This is a genomic window from Mesorhizobium sp. M0244 (assembly GCF_040321795.1).
In the GTDB taxonomy this organism is placed as follows: Bacteria; Pseudomonadota; Alphaproteobacteria; order Rhizobiales; family Rhizobiaceae; genus Mesorhizobium.
Genome location: NZ_JAMYSE010000069.1, coordinates 1 through 17703 on the forward strand (window position 1 = coordinate 1; position 17703 = coordinate 17703).

The following is a 17703-nucleotide window of genomic DNA, read 5'->3' on the forward strand; positions in this document are numbered from 1 at the left end:
CCCCCCCCGCCCCGCGCCGGTGGGGGTTGGGCCTTGCTCCGCCTTCCCCGCATGCCCTGTCGGGAGGGGGGGGCGCCCCCCCGCGAGGGTGCACCGACCCCACCCCGCGTCACAAAATGCCGCCATGCGGCAATTTGCTCCGCGACCCTCCCCTCGAGGGGGAGGGTTACCCCCTTGACGGCGTGAACCGTGCCACCAGTGTGTGGCTTTCGGCCGCGTAGGTGAAACGGACATGGGTGACGGGGTGCTCGGCGCTCCATGTCCGCCGCTCGATCACCAGGCACGGCGCGCCCGTCCCGATGTCGAGTGCCGCGGCAATGTGCTTTTCGGCGGCAACCGCGCGGATGCGATGCTCGGCGGCACTCCACGGCACGCGGCCGATCAGCCACGGACCGGGCGCGGTGTCGACAAATTCTTCATTGGAAGCTTCGCTCACGGCAGCCAGGTTGATCAGCCGCTGCTCGTGGGCGAACGGCCGCTTGCCGGCGAAATGCCGGCATTCCAGCGCCAGCACCGGCCCGGCGACGTCGAGTTCCAGCAGCGCGCGATCGTCGGCGCTGCTGCGCCTTCTGTTTCGCGCCATGCGCTCATAACGGTATGGCAGGCCAAGCGCCTCGACCTCGATCCGGATGTCGTGGATCTCGAGAACGGCCGCCTGCGATTGCGGCCGGCGGACAAAACTGCCGGAGCGGCGGCGGCGCTCGATCAGCCCGGCCTTGGCCAGCTGCGACAGCGCCTTGTTCACCGTCATGCGCGAACAGCTGTACTCGGCCGTCAGTTGATGCTCGAACGGGATGCGGTGGCCGGGCGCCCAGGCGCCGGACAGGATCCGCTCGCTGATGTCCGACAGAATGCGCTGGTGTAGCGAGAGCGCCTCGCCGCTATCCACTGTCTCGATCATGCCCATGCGCCACTTGCCCGTTGAATGAGGTCCGGCTCATCCGGCCGAAAGTTCAGTCATGACCTTGCGGAAGCGCCCGGCAATGGCATCGCGCTTTGCATGGATGCCGTCGCTGACCAGTTTCCTGCCATGCACCCAGACGCAATCGACTTTGGTGCCGTTGGCAAAAATCCAGGCGTCAAGGATTGCATCACCTGCCTTACCAGCCAGCGATGGATGGTTGTGGTCGAGCGAGACGAAATCGGCTGAGCCACCAGCGGCGATCCGCGAAGCGCCGGCGCCCAGCGCAGCACTGCCACCGTCGAGCGCCGCATCGAACAAAGCGCGGCCGGTCGAGCCGCCGGCAACCGCCATGACATTGCGGGCGCGGTGGGCGAGGCGCTGCGAATATTCGAGCTGGCGCAACTCGTCGGGCAGGCCGATCAGCACGTTGGAATCCGAGCCGATGCCGAAGCGGCCGCCATGCTGCGTAAACAGCGGCGCGGCAAAGGTGCCGTCGCCGAGATTGGCTTCGGTGATCGGGCAGAGGCCGGCAACGGCGCCGCTTTTCGCCATTTGGACCGTCTCGGCTTCGGTCATGTGGGTGGCGTGGATCAGGCACCAGCGCCGGTCGACCTCGGCATTGGCAAGCAGCCATTCGACCGGCCGCGCGCCGGACCAGGCAAGGCAGTCCTCGACCTCCTTCATCTGCTCGGCGACATGGATGTGGATCGGCCCATCCGGCGCAGTCATTGTGACCGCGGCGAGTTCCTCCGGTGTCACGGCCCGCAAGCTGTGCGGGGCGACGCCGACGACGGCCTGCGTCAAGCTGCGAACGGATTCGCGGCTTTTCTCAACAAGCCGCGAGAACTGGTTCACATCGTTGATGAACCGCCGCTGCCCTTCATTCGGGACAGCGCCGCCGAAAGAGGAATGCGCATAGAACACGGGCAGCAGCGTCAGCCCGATGCCGGTATCGGAAGCTGCAGCAACGATGCGCTCCGCCATCTCGGCGATGTCGGCATAGGGCTGGCCGTCACGGTCATGGTGCAGATAGTGAAACTCGCCGACCCGCGAGAACCCTGCCTCCAGCATCTCGACATAGAGTTGGGCTGCAACCGCCTCGACCTGGTCCGGGGTCATCGACAGTGCAAAGCGGTACATCACCTCGCGCCAGCTCCAGAAACTGTCGGCGGAAGGGCCGCGCAATTCGGCAAGGCCTGCCATGCCGCGCTGGAAGGCATGGCTGTGCAGGTTCGGCATGCCGGGCAGCAGGATGGCATGGCGTTCGTCGCCAGGCAGAGGCAAGGTGTTGGCCTCGACCGTTGCGATACGACCGTTGGTGACAACGATGCGCACATGGCTGTGCCAGCCGTCAGGCAAAAGCGACTGTTCCGCAAAGATCGCCGTCACGTTTTTCTCCAAATCCCGGTCTGCCATGCGATGATAGCGCTTGCAGTGCCTTTTGATATGTATATACATAATCACCGCCGATTGAAACGGAAAAGATGATGGCTGGAGAGAGCAAAGGCCGGGCAGGGGAGGTTCGCCTCTGGCGCAATGCGCGCCTCGCGACCATGGTCGAAAACAGCGCCGGACTTGGCATTGTCGAGCACGGTGCAATCGCCGCGCGCGATGGCCGGATCGTCTATGCCGGGTCGGAAGCCGACATGCCGGCAGCGCTCCGCGAGAACGCCGAGCTGATCGACTGCGAAGGCCGCTGGATCACGCCTGGCCTGATCGACTGCCACACCCATCTCATCCACGCCGGCAACCGCGCCAACGAATTCGAGATGCGGCTGGCCGGCGCCACCTATGAGGAGGTCGCCAAGGCCGGCGGCGGCATCGTTTCCTCGGTCACGGCGCTGCGTGCGGCGAGCGAGGCCGAACTGGTCGCGCAGTCGCTGCCGCGCCTCGATGCGCTGATCGCCGAAGGCGTCACCACCATAGAAATAAAGTCGGGCTACGGCCTCGATCTCGAAAACGAGAGGAAATCGCTGCGCGCCGCGCGACGGCTGGGCAGTGAGCGGCCGGTGACGGTCACGACGAGTTTCCTCGGCGCTCATGCGCTGCCGCCCGAAGCAAAGGGTGACAAGGACGCCTTTATCGACCTTGTTGCAAAGGAGATTTTGCCGGCCGTCGCTGCCGAGGGTCTGGCCGATGCCGTCGACGGCTTTTGCGAAGGCATCGCTTTTTGGCCGGAGCAGATCGCACGCGTGTTCGATGCGGCAAAGGCGGCGGGCCTGCCGGTAAAGCTTCATGCAGACCAGCTGTCCAATCTCCAAGGCGCGGAACTTGCGGCGCGCTATGGCGCCCTGTCGGCCGACCATCTCGAATATACCGATGAAGCCGGTGCTGCAGCGATGGCAAGGGCTGGAACCGTGGCGACGATCCTGCCCGGCGCCTATTATTTCATCCGCGAGACCAAGAAGCCGCCGATCGCCCTGTTTCGCCAGCATGGCGTCAGGATGGCGGTCGCCACCGACAACAATCCGGGCACTTCGCCGCTGACCTCGCTGCTGCTGACCATGAATATGGCGGCAACTTTGTTCGGCCTGACGGTCGATGAATGCCTTGCCGGCGTCACTCGCGAAGCCGCCCGCGCGCTCGGCTTGCTTGGGCAGGCCGGCACGCTGGAGGCCGGAAAATCCGCCGATCTGGCGATCTGGGACATCGAGCGCCCGGCCGAGCTCGTCTACCGCATGGGCTTCAATCCGCTGCATGCCCGCATCTGGAGGGGACAATGACCGAACTTAAGCTAACGCCAGGCGATGCGACGCTGGCCGACTGGCGCGCCATCTATCGCGGCGCCGTGCCGAAGCTCGACGATGCCTGCCGCCCAAAGATCAAGGCCAGTGCCGAGGCCGTCGCCAGGATCGTTGCCAAGGGTGAGCCGGTCTATGGCATCAATACCGGTTTCGGCAAGCTGGCCAGTGTCCGCATTCCGGCCGCCGACCTGGAGACGTTGCAGCGAAATATCGTGCTGTCTCATGCCGCCGGCGTGGGCCAGCCGATGCCGGTGGCAATTTGCCGGCTGATGATGGCGCTGAAGCTGGCCAGCCTGGCGCAGGGCGCCTCCGGCGTGCGGCCGCGGACCATCGAACTGCTCGAGGCAATGCTGGCCAACGACGTCATTCCCGTGGTGCCGGCGCAAGGCTCGGTCGGTGCATCCGGCGACCTCGCGCCCCTGTCGCACATGACCGCGGTGATGATCGGCGTCGGCGAATGCTTTACCCCGCATGGCCGCTTCCCGGCCAAGGTCGCCTTTGTCTCGCACGGCCTGGAGCCGGTGACATTGGGCGCCAAGGAAGGCCTGGCGCTGCTCAACGGCACGCAGTTTTCGACCGCCTATGCGCTGGCTGCATTGTTCGAAGCGGAAGTGCTCTATCAGTCGGCGCTGGTCGCCGGGGCGCTGTCGACCGATGCCGCCAAGGGCTCCGACGCGCCTTTCGATCCACGCATCCATCTGCTCAGGAAACATCCCGGCCAGATCGAGACGGCCGAGGCGTTGCGCAATTTGATGGCCGGCAGCGCCATCCGTGAATCGCACCGCGTCGGCGACGAGCGCGTGCAGGATCCATACTGCCTGCGCTGCCAGCCGCAGGTGATGGGCGCCGCGCTCAGCGTGCTGCGTCAGGCCGCCGACACGCTCGGCACCGAGGCCAACGGCGTCACCGACAATCCGCTGATCTTTGCCGAGGACGACACTGCGCTTTCGGGCGGCAATTTCCACGCCGAGCCGGTGGCCTTCGCTGCCGACATGATCGCGCTCGCCGTCTGCGAGATCGGCTCGCTGTCGGAGCGGCGCATTGCCATGCTGGTCGACCCGGCGCTGTCGGGCATGCCGGCCTTTCTGACACCGAAGCCGGGGCTGAATTCAGGCTTCATGATCCCGCAAGTCACGGCGGCAGCGCTCGTCTCGGAAAACAAGCAGAAGGCCTATCCGGCCAGCGTCGATTCGATCCCGACCTCGGCCAACCAGGAAGACCATGTCTCGATGGCGGCGCATGGCGCGCGCCGGCTCATCGGCATGGTCGAGAATGCGACGGCCGTCATCGGCATCGAATTGCTGGCCGCGGCGCAAGGCTGCGATTTCCAAGCACCGCTGGCATCAAGTGCGGCATTGGAGGCGGTGCGCCGGCTGGTCAGGACAGAGGTGCCGCATCTCGACAATGACCGCCATTTCCACCCAGACATGGAGAAGGCCATCGCCATGGTGCGCAGCGGCGCGGCAGTGGAAGCGGCAAGCGCGGTGAAGCTGCCGGGGATTACGTCATGAGACTGTTATCGCTGCGTTACGCCACGATGGGGCGCTGTCCCGCCGATCTCAGCTCGGCAACACCGGAACTTTCAAAGCCGGAAACAAAAAACCCGCCTCGGGGGCGGGTCGTCGGTGTGAATCAGCACCATACTGAAATTAGTAGCATAGCTGCCGGCACAAAGCAAGAACAAAATTCGTCGCAACCGGCAAAAAGATGCGAATTCCCTTTATCGGCTCGCCTTATCCGTATTCCCGGGGTCGGTGCGCAAGGTCGCGTTCCTTCGCGCCCCCCTCTGTCCTGCCGGACATCTCCCCCACGAGGGGGGAGATTGGCCGTCGTCTCGGCTTTCGCCAATCTCCATCGTTGCAGGACCGAGCGAGGCGCCGCAGCTGGCAATCTCCCCCCTCGTGGGGGAGATGCCCGGCAGGGCAGAGGGGAGCGCCGTAGAGCTCCAACGCAGGAGAATCTTCTATGACCGTGCCTTCCTGGCTCACGGTAACGCGTGGCACGGCGCCGCTGCTGGTCTCGATCCCGCATACCGGCATCGATCTGGCCGGCCTCGACAACCGGCTGGTCTCGACCTGGATCGGCCGCCGCGATGCCGACTGGTGGATCGACAAGCTCTATGATTTCGCCGAGAGCCTCGGCGCGACCGTCGTGCATACGGCGATCTCGCGCACCGTCATCGACGTCAACCGCGATCCGTCCGGCGCCTCGCTCTATCCCGGCCAGACAACGACCGGCCTATGCCCGACCGAGACTTTCGACGGCGATCCGCTCTACCGCGAGGGTGAAGAGCCGGGACCGTCGGAGATCGACGAACGCCGCGCAAAATTCTTCGTACCCTATCATGCCGCCCTGCAGGCCGAGATCGACAGGCTGCGCGCCCTGCATGGAAAGATCGTCGTCTACGACTGCCATTCGATCCGCTCGGTGCTGCCGCGCCTGTTCGAAGGCACATTGCCGGTCTTCAATCTCGGCACCAATGACGGCAAGAGCGCCGATCCGACGCTGCAGGAGAAAGTTACGCAGATTCTGGCGTCAACCGACGAGAGCTTCGTGGTCAACGGCCGCTTCAAGGGCGGCTGGATCACGCGCCATTTCGGCCGGCCGCAAAACGGCGTCCACGCGCTGCAGATGGAACTCTCCAACCGTGGCTATCTGCGCGAGCCCGAAGGCAAGGGCGTACCCGACAATTGGCCGGTGCCTTACGACGCCGAATTCGCGACCCCGATCCGCGTCACGCTGAAGAAGATCCTGGAAACCGCGATCGACTGGACCGAGCGCTGATGCGCGCTGCCGCGCACCTCATTCGAAAGGGACAATGACGCCATGACCGATCCTCGCCACAACATTCGTGAAGTGCGCAGCCCGCGCGGCAGCGAGCTCAATGCCCGCACCTGGCTGACGGAAGCGCCGTTGCGCATGCTGATGAACAATCTTGACCCCGACGTCGCCGAAAACCCCAATGAACTAGTCGTTTATGGCGGCATCGGCCGGGCGGCGCGCACCTGGAACGATTTCGATCGCATCGTTGCCTCCCTGAAGACGCTTGGAGACGACGAGACGCTTTTGGTGCAATCCGGCAAGCCGGTCGGCGTGTTCCGCACTCATCCTGATGCGCCGCGCGTGCTGATCGCCAATTCGAACCTCGTGCCGCACTGGGCGACATGGGAGAAATTCAACGAGCTCGATAAGAAGGGCCTGATGATGTACGGTCAGATGACGGCCGGCTCGTGGATATACATCGGCACGCAAGGCATCGTGCAGGGCACCTACGAGACCTTCGTCGAGGCCGGCCGCCAGCATTACGGCGGCAATCTCAAGGGCAAATGGATCCTGACCGGCGGCCTCGGCGGCATGGGCGGCGCCCAGCCGCTGGCCGCGGTCATGGCCGGCGCCTGCTGCTTGGCAGTAGAATGCGATCCCGACCGCATCGATTTCCGGCTGCGCACCCGTTATGTCGATGAGCGTGCCGACACGCTCGACGAGGCTCTGGAAAAGATCGGGCGCTGGACCAAAGCCGGCGAGGCAAAATCGGTCGGCCTGGTCGGCAACACCGCCGACATCGTGCCGGAACTGGTGCGGCGCGGCGTGCGCCCCGACATCGTCACCGACCAGACCTCGGCGCATGATCCGCTCAATGGCTATTTGCCCAAGGGCTGGTCGCTGGCCGAATGGCGCGAGAAACGGACGTCCGACCCGAAGGCCGTTGAAAGAGCTGCCCGCGCGTCGATGCGCGAGCATGTCGAGGCGATGGTGGCGTTCTGGAACGCCGGCGTGCCGACGCTCGACTACGGCAACAACATCCGCCAGGTGGCGAAGGAGGAGGGGTTCGAGAACGCCTTTGCCTTCCCGGGCTTCGTGCCGGCCTATATCCGTCCGCTGTTTTGCCGCGGCATCGGCCCGTTCCGCTGGGCAGCACTTTCCGGCGATCCCGAGGATATCTACAAGACCGACGCCAAGGTGCGCGAGCTGACGCCCGGCAATACCCATCTGCACAATTGGCTCGACATGGCGCGTGAGCGTATCGCCTTCCAGGGGCTGCCGGCGCGCATCTGCTGGGTCGGCCTTGGCGACCGCCACCGGCTCGGCCTCGCCTTCAACGAGATGGTCGCCACGGGCGAACTGAAGGCGCCGGTGGTCATCGGTCGCGACCACCTCGATTCCGGCTCGGTCGCCTCGCCGAACCGCGAGACGGAATCGATGAAGGACGGCTCGGATGCCGTCTCCGACTGGCCGCTGCTCAACGCCCTGCTCAACACCGCTTCCGGCGCCACCTGGGTATCGTTGCACCATGGCGGCGGCGTCGGCATGGGCTTCTCGCAGCATGCCGGCATGGTCATCGTCGCCGACGGCACGCGCGAAGCGGCCAAGCGCCTGGAACGGGTCTTGTGGAACGACCCGGCAACCGGCGTCATGCGCCACGCCGATGCCGGCTACGACATCGCGATCGAGTGCGCCAGGGAGAACCAGCTCAACCTGCCCGGCATATTGGGCTGAGCCGCGCCTTGCACATCCTTCGGGCAGCCGAATACCGGTCAATGCCGTGGAAGAATGGCGGCGGGGTGACGACGGAGATTGCCGTTTCGCCGTCAGGCGCCGGACTCGATGATTTCGACTGGCGCGTCTCGATGGCGCGCGTCGAGGACAGCGGGCCGTTCTCCGGCTTTGCCGGCATCGACCGGACCTTGGCCGTGCTGGAAGGCGAGGGCATGGTCCTCGATATCGCCGGCCGGCTGCCGGTCGAAGTCACCAAGGCTTCCGCACCGCTTGCCTTTCCGGCCGACGTGCCGACGCAAGCCACGCTGATCGCCGGTCCGATCACCGATCTTAACGTCATGACCCGCCGCGCCCGGGCGATCCACACGGTCGAGCGCCTTCTGATTTCGGCTCCGACGGAAATCCGGGCTGACGCCGATGCGACGCTCATCCTGTGCGTCGACGGCGGGTTCAGGGTGGCCGGCGCGGCACCCGCGCAACTGGGGCCGCTCGATACATTGTTGCTCGGACCGGAAGCACCGGAACTGCGTCTGGACCCCGTCCGGCCGGCGATGCTGTTCGTGATCCGCATCGACCGCATTGCCGGCAACGATTAACGCCTGTTTCCAAACATGATCGCGATGCCGGCCAAATATCGCGTAAGCTGGTCCCGGCATCACGAAAAAGCCTGAATCTTCCGCCGATCAGAAGCCGAAACGATGCTCGGAGTGCTCGCCTGGAAGTTGTCGAAAGACGACACCTTGTCGTAGTGCGGAAACAAACTTTCGGCCAAGTGTTGCGATGCAACCAATTGCATTTGGACCGGTTTTAGGGACATTGCCGTGGCGGTGACGCCGCACTGCGTCCCCAACACGGAACCTTAGATGAATATCCAGACCAATCTCGCACAGATCGAAAAGACGAGCGCCAGCTTCCCAGCTGTCACCGACGAGCCGATACGCTCCAATTTCCTGCCGGAAGATCGGCTGCGAGCGTTGGGCTCAGCCCTTGCCAATGGCGATGCCAAGGATTTGTTCGGTCTGACGCCTTTCGATTTTCAGGCGCGCATCCGCGACAGCGCCAAGAAGATTCTCGATGTCTACCGTTCCACCAACGCCGCACAGGCGAGGGGCGAAACGATCACGCCTGCGGCACAGTGGCTGCTCGACAACAACTACCTGGTCGAGGAGACCATTTTCCAGGTCAAGCGCGACCTGCCGCGCCGCTTCTACCGCCAGTTACCGACGCTGAAACTGTCCGACGGATCCAGCGTGCCGCGCGCACTGGCGGTCGCATGGACCTATGTCGCCCATTCCGACAGTTCCGTCTCGTCGGCCATGTTCAAGGCGATCGTCGAAGGCTTCCAGTCCGTCGAGCCGCTGAAGATCGGCGAACTATGGGCGCTGCCGTCGCTGCTGCGCTTCGTCCTGATCGAGAATCTTCGCCGGATCGCGGTCCGCGTCAATCGCACGCGGGAGTTGCGCCAGATCGCCAACGAGGTCGCCGACCGTGTGCTGGCGACGGACGACAGCGCCGACCGGCAGGCGATACTTTCCAGCTACAGCGCCCATGCGCAGGACACCACCTTCGCCACCCAGTTGCTCTACCGGCTGCGCGACGGCTCGCAAAATGCCGGCAGGGCGCTGGAATGGCTGGAGGGCGAACTTGAAAGGACCGGCTCCGACGCCGAGGAAATCATCCTCAGCGAGCACCGCACGCTGTCCAGCGGCAATGTGACCACCGGCAACATCATCCGTGGCCTGCGCCTCATCAACGACATCGACTGGACGGTGTGGTTCGAGGGCGTCAGCCGCATCGACACCTTGCTGCGCGAGCGCACCGATTTTGCGGCGCTCGATTTCTTTTCGCGTGACCAATATCGGACTGCGATCGAGGAGCTGGCACGCCGTTCCGATCTTTCCGAATTTCGCGTTGCCGAAAGGGCGATCGAACTCGCCGGCCATGCTGCCGATGCACCGGGCTCCGAAACTGGTCCGATCGCTCACACCGACGTCGGCTTCTTTCTGGTCGGCCCGCGCCGGACGGAGCTCGAGCGGTCGATCGGCTACCGGCCGACCATCGGCAAGACGATCAACCGGACGTTCCGCAAGACCGGATGGCTGGGCATCGTCGTGCCGGTGTTTGCGCTGACGGTCCTGCTTCTGGTCGTTTCCGGCAATGCGCTCGCCAATCTCGGCCTGTCGGTGCCACCTATCGTCTTGATGCTGGCCCTGTTCGCGGTGCCGGCCAGCGAAGGCGCGCTCGCATTCTTCAACACCGTCGTCTCGCTGTTTTTGAAGCCTACGCGTCTCATCGGCTATGATTTCAGGCACGGGGTGCCGTCCGAGGCGCGCACGCTGGTGGTGGTGCCGTCGCTGATCGGCTCGCGCGACGATGTCGAGGAGAACATCCGCAACATCGAAGTGCATCACCTTGCCAACACGGCGGGTGAGATCTATTTCGCGCTGCTTTCCGACTGGCCGGACAGCAAGACCGAGATCGATACGGCGGATGTCGAAATCCTCGAATTCGCCCGCGCCGAAATCGCCAGGCTGAACGCCCGCTATCCCTCGGAAGGCGCGCCGCGCTTTTATCTGCTGCATCGGCGCCGGCTCTACAACGCGTCGCAAGGCGTCTGGATGGGTTGGGAGCGCAAGCGCGGCAAGCTGCACGAGTTGAACCTTCTGCTGCGCGGCGACAGCGACACCACCTTCCTGCCACTGGAAATGCCATTGCCGGAGAACGTCGTCCACGTGATGACGCTGGACGCCGACACCCGCACCACCCGCGACGCCGTCGCTGCGCTGGTCGGCAAGCTTTGCCACCCGCTCAACCGTCCGCATTTCGACGCGGCACGGCGCGAGGTTACGGCAGGCTATTCCATCCTGCAGCCGCGCATCACCGCGTCGCTGACCAGTGGCGACGAGGCATCGTTCTTCCAGCGCGTGTTTTCCGCCAATCGCGGGCTCGATCCGTACGTCTTCGCCGTCTCGGACCTCTACCAGGACATCTTCGGCGACGGCTCCTTCACCGGCAAAGGTCTCTACCATGTCGATGCCTTCGAGGCGGCGCTGAAGGGCCGTATCGAGGAAAACACCATCCTCAGCCACGATCTGCTCGAAGGCGCGCTGGCGCGATCGGCTTTGGTCACCGACGTCGAACTGGTCGAGGACTATCCGACCCGCTATTCGGTCGACGCATCGCGCCACCATCGCTGGGCACGCGGCGACTGGCAGCTTCTGGGCTTCATCCTCGGCCCGCGCTCAAGCGTGCCGGCGCTGTCGCGCTGGAAGATGGTCGACAATCTGCGCCGCTCGCTGACGCCGATCTTCTGGGTGATGGCCGCGATCGCCGGCTGGACGCTGCTGCCCTTCACGCAGGCCGCGCAATGGCAGGCGCTGCTGATCCTTACGCTGTTCATGGCGCCCACTTTCGACATCGTCAACGCCATCCTGCCGAAGAGCGGCGACCAGACGCCGCGCGGCCATTTCTCGGCATTGGCGCGCGACGTTGCCTTCGGTACCGCCCTGGTGGCACTGAAGATCGTGCTGATGGCGCACCTTGCCTGGATGATGGGCGACGCGGTCATCCGCACGCTCTACCGCCTGTTCGTCAGCCGCCAGAACCTGCTCGAATGGCGCACCGCCTCGCAGGCACACAAGGGCGGCGACAACGATCTCGGCTCCTATTACAGCATCATGTACGGGGCGGTGATCATCGGCGTCGTCGGCCTCGCGGTCCCGGTGCTGGCCGATTCCACCGGGGCCTTCGTCGCCTTCTTCTTCGCCTTGTTCTGGATCGGCTCGCCCGCCATCGCCTGCTGGATCAGCCGTTCGGCCGAAACCGAGGACCGCCTGCGCATATCGGCGGCCGACATTCACGCGCTGCGCACCGTGGCGCGGCGTACATGGCATTATTTCGAGACCTTCGTGACGGCCGAGCATCACCATCTGCCGCCGGATAATTTCCAGGAGAGCCCGGCCCCCGTGGTGGCGCCCCGCACCTCGCCGACCAATATCGGCGTCTACCTCCTGTCCGTGATTTCGGCACGCGATTTCGGCTGGATCAGCCTCTCCGACGCCGTCAACCGCATCGACGCGACCATGTCGACCATCGAGAGCATGCCGCGCGACCGCGGCCATCTCTTCAACTGGTACGACACCACGACGTTGAAGCCGCTCTATCCACTCTACATTTCGGCCGTCGACAGCGGCAATCTCGCCGGGCACCTGGTGGCCGTAGCCGCTGCCTGCGCCGAATGGGCGGAAGCACCGTCGGTCCATGTGCAGGGCGACTTCGAAGGCATCCTCGACACCGTCACCATCCTCGACGAAAGCCTTGAGGAACTGCCCGACGACCGGCGTCAATTGCGGCCCTTGCGCCAGCGGCTCGCCGACCGTCTCGACGGCATGCGGCGGGCGGTGGATTTGATCAAGGCGCAGCCAGAGATGGCGTCGATCCGCACTATCAACCTGGCCGTCCTGGCCGGCGAGATACGCAAGCTCGCGACAGCCATCCACACCGAGGCCGCATCGACCCAGAGCGACACGATCGCCGATTGGGCGGCCAGGCTCGAAGCCACCTGCGAGGCGCATGTGCACGACGCGCACAGCGACGAAAACGCCGTCGCGGCATTGCGGGCCAAGCTTCTGACCTTGCGCGAGCGCACTCGCCGTTTCGCCTTCGAGATGGATTTCTCGTTCCTGATGCGGCCCGAACGCAAGCTCTTGTCGATCGGTTACCGGGTCGAGGAGCATCAGCTCGACGAAAGCTGCTACGACCTTTTGGCCTCCGAGGCGCGGCTGACCAGCCTGTTCGCCATCGCCAAGGGCGATTTGCCGACCGAGCACTGGTTCCGGCTCGGCCGGCCGATCGTCGAGATCGGCTTCCAGGGCGCACTGATGTCCTGGTCCGGCTCGATGTTCGAATATCTGATGCCGCCGCTGGTGATGAAGGAGCCGCAAGGCAGCATTCTCAACCAGACCAGCAAGCTCATCATCAAGCGCCAGATCCAGTATGGCCGTTCGAAGAACGTTCCTTGGGGGATTTCGGAAGCGGCCTACAACGCCCGCGACCGCGAACTGACCTATCAGTACACCAATTTCGGCGTGCCCGGGCTCGGCCTGAAGCGCGGTCTTGGCCAAAACACGGTGATCGCGCCTTACGCGACCGTGCTGGCAGCGCAGTTCACGCCACGCGAATCCGTGCAGAACCTAGCCAGGCTGAGGCGGCTGGGCGCACTTGGCCGGCATGGCTTTTACGACGCGGTGGATTTCACGCCGCAGCGCGTCCCCGAAGGCACCGACCACGCCGTCGTGCTGAACTACATGGCCCACCACTCCGGCATGTCGATCGCCGCCGTTGCCGATGCGATCTTCGAGGGGCGCCTGCGCGATCGCTTCCACAGCGATCCGGTGATCGAGTCGGCCGAATTGCTGCTGCAGGAAAGGGCGCCGCGCGACATCCCGACCGCGACCGTCAGGACCGAGGCCGACGAGCGCTCGAAGGACGAGACCGAGCTCGAGAGCCCGGATACGCGCATTGTGCTCGATCCGCTCAGGGCGCTGCGCTCGACCAGTGTCATGTCCAACGGCCGCTACTCGGTCATGGCCACTGCCACCGGTTCGGGCTACAGCCGCTGGGGCGAACTTGCCGTCACGCGCTGGCAGCCGGATCCGACCGAGGACCGCCTTGGCTCCTATATCTTCCTGCGCGACGCCAGCAATGGCGACTGGTGGTCGGCCACAGCCGAGCCGAAGCGTGCCGCCGACGAGCGCGTGCAGACGCTGTTTTCCGACGACAAGGCGAGCTTCGTCAAATCGGTAGGGTCGCTGCGTTCGGAGGTCGAGTGCATCGTCATCTCGGAAGGCAATGGCGAGGGCCGGCGGGTGACGCTCTACAATGACGGCGCTGCCGACCGCCACATCGAAGTGACTTCATTTGCCGAACTGGTGTTGGGCTCCGAGCCGTCGGACAATGCCCATCCGGCCTTTTCGAAGATGTTCGTGGAAACCGAGATCGCGCCGAACAACGGCGCAATCTTCGCCACGAGGCGCAAGCGCGAAAAGGACGAACCCGACGTCACCATGGTGCATTTCGTCACCGATCCGTCTGGATCGGCGCGCGACGCCGAAGCGGAAACCGACAGGCGCGCCTTCATCGGCCGTGGCCGCACCATCACGGACGCGGCTGCCTTTGATCCCGGCGCCAAGCTTGGCGGCCATTCCGGTTTCACCTTGGATCCGATCGCCTCGCTTCGCCGGCAGGTGCGTGTGCCAGCCAACAAGAAGATTTCGCTGACCTTCTGGACCGTCGTCGGCACCGATCGCGCCGAGCTGGACGCCGCCATCGCGCGGCTCGACCATCCTGAAAGCTTCGCCCGCCAGGCGATGCTCGCCTGGACGCGCTCGCAGGTGCAGACCCGTCACCTCGGCCTCAGCCTGTCCGATGCCGCCAATGTGCAGAAGCTGGCGCGCTATCTGATCTATCCCGATCCGTTCCTGCGCCTTCCCGGCGAATCCATCGCCTCCGGCCTCGGCAGGCAGTCCAGTCTGTGGCCGACCAGCATATCCGGCGATTTTCCGATTTTCCTGGTCAGGATCGCCGATGTCGCCGATCTGGAGATCGTCGCCCAGGCGCTTCGCTTCCAGGAATACATGCGCGCCCGCGGCATGATGATCGATTTTGTCGTCGTCAACGAGCAAGCGTCGTCCTACGTCCAGGACCTGCAGCGCGCGGTCGAGACGCTCTGCGAAAACAGCCGGTTGCGCGGCAAGGAACTCGGACCCCGCCAGCATATCTTCGCGGTGCGCCGCGACCTGATGGAGGAAACGACCTACAAGACCTTGCTCGCCGTCGCCCGGGTGGTGCTGCATACGCGCAACGGCACCATCTTCGACCAGATCGAGCGCGCCGAGGCCGCGGCACTGCAGGCGCGAGACGCCCTTCAGCCGGCCGACTTTGCAGCACTTCGCGAGCCGTCCTTGCCGGTGCCGACGGCGCAAGCGTTTGCCGCCCAGGCACTGATCGAGGGCCGCGTCGACGGCAGCGGGCTCGACCAATGGAACGGTTTCGGCGGCTTCGATGGCGGCGGACGCCACTACGTCGTGCGTCTTGCCGGCCGGCGTACGACGCCGCAGCCATGGATCAACGTCATCTCCAACCCATCGTTCGGGTTCCACATTTCGGCTGAAGGCGCTGCCTTCACCTGGAGCCGCAACAGTCGCGACTATCAATTGACGCCATGGTCGAACGATCCGGTCACCAACCGGCCGGGCGAGGGCATCTACATCTACGATCACGCCAGTGGCAAAGCGTTCTCGCCGCTGGCCGCCATGGTGCGTGACCCGACAATGACCTACGAAACCTGGCACGGGCAGGGTTTTTCGACGTTCCGTTCAAAGCGCGGGCCGCTGTCGATGGACCTGACCCATGTCGTCGATCCCGTCGATCCGGTGAAGATATCGCGGCTGCGCATCCAGAATTCGGGATCGGTGCCGATGCGGCTGCGCGTCTATGCCTATGCGGAGTGGGTTCTTGGCGGCCATCGTTCGCGCACCGCCGCAAGCATCGTTCCGTCCAGGGATGCCGCAACCGGCGCATTGCTGGCGCAAAATCCCTATGGGCTCGATTTCGGCGAGCGGATCGCCTTCCTGGCCACCGACGGCGCCGTGCATTCGGTCACCGCCGACCGCGGTGAATTCATTGGCAGGCTGGGTACCAGCGAGTTTCCGCATGCCGTGCTGAGCGGCGCCGGCCTGTCGGGCCGTGTCGAGGCCGGCGACGATCCCTGCGCGGCCATCGCACGCGACATCGACATCGCTGCCGGTGGCGACGTCACGCTGCTCTGGCTGCTCGGCGACGCAGCCTCGCCCGAGGAGGCCAGCGCACTGGTGCAGACCCATCGCTCCAGGGATTTCGATCAGCGGCTGGCCGACAACGAGCGCACATGGCGCGGCTTTCTCGACACCATCCAGGTCGAGACGCCGGACAAGGCACTCGACGCCATGGTCAATCACTGGCTGCCCTATCAGAGCCTGGCCTGCCGCATCCGTGCTCGCTCTGCGTTCTATCAGGCGAGCGGTGCCTTCGGCTTCCGCGATCAGTTGCAGGACACCTTGGCCTTGCTGGCCCATGACCCCCAGCTGGCGCGTGATCAGATCCTCAACGCGGCGCGGCGGCAATTTCCCGAAGGCGACGTGCAGCATTGGTGGCTGCCGCGCACCGAGGCAGGCGTCCGCACCATGATCTCGGACGACGTGGTCTGGCTGGCCCACGCCACGGCGCGCTACATGCTGGTGACCGGCGACACCGCGATCCTGAAGGAGCAACTGCCCTTCATCGAGGGGCAGGCGCTGGGCGAAGGCGAGCACGATGCTTTCTTCATCCCGGAAATCTCGAAGAAGACAGCCTCGCTCTATGACCATTGCGCGCGAGCGCTCGATCTTGCCGTCAAGCGCAGCAGTCCGGCCGGGCTGCCGCTGATCCTGGGCGGCGACTGGAACGACGGCATGAACCGCGTCGGCGAGCACGGCAAGGGCGAGAGCGTATGGCTGGGCTGGTTCCTGCTGAAGACGCTGGGCGACTTTGCCGCTGTCGCCAAGGCGCAGGGCGACGCCAAGCGCGCGCAAGCCTGGACGAAGCACGCCGAGGTGCTGAAGCGGGCGCTGGAAAGCACGGCGTGGGATGGCGAGTGGTATCGGCGCGGCAGCTTCGACGACGGCACGCCGCTCGGCTCGCGCAATTCGGACGAGTGCAAGATCGACTCGATCGCCCAGTCCTGGAGCGTGCTTTCGGGCGAGGGCGACGCTGCGCGGTCGACGACGGCAATGGGGCAGGCGATGAAAGTGCTCGTCGATGACGAGCTCAAGATCGTCAAACTGTTCACCCCGCCCTTCTCCAGGACGGAAAAGGACCCGGGCTACATCAAGAGCTATCCGCCGGGTGTCCGTGAAAACGGCGGCCAATACACGCACGCGGCGACGTGGTTCGTCATTGCGCTCGCCGAGATGGGTCGCACCGACGATGCCTACCGCTGCCTTTCGATGCTCAACCCGGTCAACCATGCGCTCGATGAAGCCGCGGCAGAGCGCTATCGGGTCGAACCCTACATCGTCGCGGCCGACGTCTATTCCGGGCAAGACAAGGGCGGCCGCGGCGGCTGGACCTGGTATACCGGTTCGGCGGGCTGGCTTTATCGCGCGGCGGTCGAGAGCGTTCTCGGCATAGAGCGCCGCGGACAGCGCATTCAATTCACGCCGAGACTTCCCAGCCATTGGGACGGCTATACGGCGACCCTGAAGATGCTGGGCGCCGAGATCAAGGTACGCGTCGTCCGCGACAAAAAGGCCCGGACCATCTCACTTGAAGTGAATGGCACGAAGACCAAATCTTCGTCCTTCGAGCCAAAAGCCGGAGACAATGCCGAGGTGATCGTCAGAATACCGGCCTAGATTCAAGGGGTTGGAGCGTCCCTTGCGGTTCGTCAGGGAACGCACGGCGCTCCAAGTCTCTCTATCGATTATATTTGCATTTGACCTTGCTGAATGCCTGCATTCGACTTTGGATGTCGTGCTCAAG

Annotated in this window: 8 protein-coding genes; 6 read left to right on the forward strand and 2 right to left on the reverse strand. The window is 64.6% G+C overall.

Annotated features, from left to right (window positions below):
• Positions 1–166: 166 nt before the first annotated feature.
• Positions 167–907 carry a histidine utilization transcriptional repressor HutC gene (hutC, locus tag NKJ08_RS28570; protein WP_352525393.1) on the reverse strand — a complete coding sequence of 247 codons (741 nt, stop codon included), beginning with the start codon at positions 905–907 and terminating at the stop codon, positions 167–169.
• A gap of 30 nt (positions 908–937) precedes the next feature.
• A complete protein-coding gene (locus tag NKJ08_RS28575; protein WP_352525391.1) occupies positions 938–2293 on the reverse strand; it encodes a formimidoylglutamate deiminase in 1356 nt (451 codons plus the stop codon).
• Between the two features lie 98 nt (positions 2294–2391).
• Here NKJ08_RS28575 and hutI point away from each other — a divergent pair, with 98 nt between their 5' ends.
• The 6 genes from hutI (at position 2392) to NKJ08_RS28605 (ending at position 17576) form a co-directional block, all read left to right on the forward strand.
• A complete protein-coding gene (hutI, locus tag NKJ08_RS28580) occupies positions 2392–3627 on the forward strand; it encodes an imidazolonepropionase (RefSeq protein ID WP_352525474.1) in 1236 nt (411 codons plus the stop codon).
• A complete protein-coding gene (gene hutH, locus NKJ08_RS28585; protein ID WP_352525390.1) occupies positions 3624–5159 on the forward strand; it encodes a histidine ammonia-lyase in 1536 nt (511 codons plus the stop codon). Before hutI ends, hutH begins: the two co-directional genes overlap by 4 nt.
• Positions 5160–5613: 454 nt before the next feature.
• Positions 5614–6432, forward strand: a complete 819-nt coding sequence (gene hutG / locus NKJ08_RS28590; protein WP_352525388.1) for an N-formylglutamate deformylase — start codon at positions 5614–5616, stop codon at positions 6430–6432.
• A gap of 42 nt (positions 6433–6474) precedes the next feature.
• Positions 6475–8145 carry a urocanate hydratase gene (gene hutU / locus NKJ08_RS28595; RefSeq protein WP_352525386.1) on the forward strand — a complete coding sequence of 557 codons (1671 nt, stop codon included), beginning with the start codon at positions 6475–6477 and terminating at the stop codon, positions 8143–8145.
• Between the two features lie 8 nt (positions 8146–8153).
• On the forward strand, positions 8154–8741 hold the full coding sequence (locus NKJ08_RS28600; RefSeq protein ID WP_352776780.1) for a HutD/Ves family protein: 588 nt from the start codon (positions 8154–8156) through the stop codon (positions 8739–8741).
• A gap of 267 nt (positions 8742–9008) precedes the next feature.
• Entirely contained in the window at positions 9009–17576 is an 8568-nt protein-coding gene (locus NKJ08_RS28605; RefSeq protein WP_352784496.1) for a glycoside hydrolase family 94 protein, read from the forward strand.
• Positions 17577–17703 lie beyond the last annotated feature (127 nt).

What these genes read in the sequence shown, in the direction of transcription:
- NKJ08_RS28605 (WP_352784496.1), top strand. Translation starts at nt 9,009, where the DNA reads ATGAATATCCAGACCAATCTCGCACAGATCGAAAAGACGAGCGCCAGC.
- hutU (WP_352525386.1), top strand. Translation starts at nt 6,475, where the DNA reads ATGACCGATCCTCGCCACAACATTCGTGAAGTGCGCAGCCCGCGCGGC.
- hutC (WP_352525393.1), bottom strand. Translation starts at nt 907, where the DNA reads ATGGGCATGATCGAGACAGTGGATAGCGGCGAGGCGCTCTCGCTACAC.
- hutG (WP_352525388.1), top strand. Translation starts at nt 5,614, where the DNA reads ATGACCGTGCCTTCCTGGCTCACGGTAACGCGTGGCACGGCGCCGCTG.
- hutH (WP_352525390.1), top strand. Translation starts at nt 3,624, where the DNA reads ATGACCGAACTTAAGCTAACGCCAGGCGATGCGACGCTGGCCGACTGG.
- hutI (WP_352525474.1), top strand. Translation starts at nt 2,392, where the DNA reads ATGGCTGGAGAGAGCAAAGGCCGGGCAGGGGAGGTTCGCCTCTGGCGC.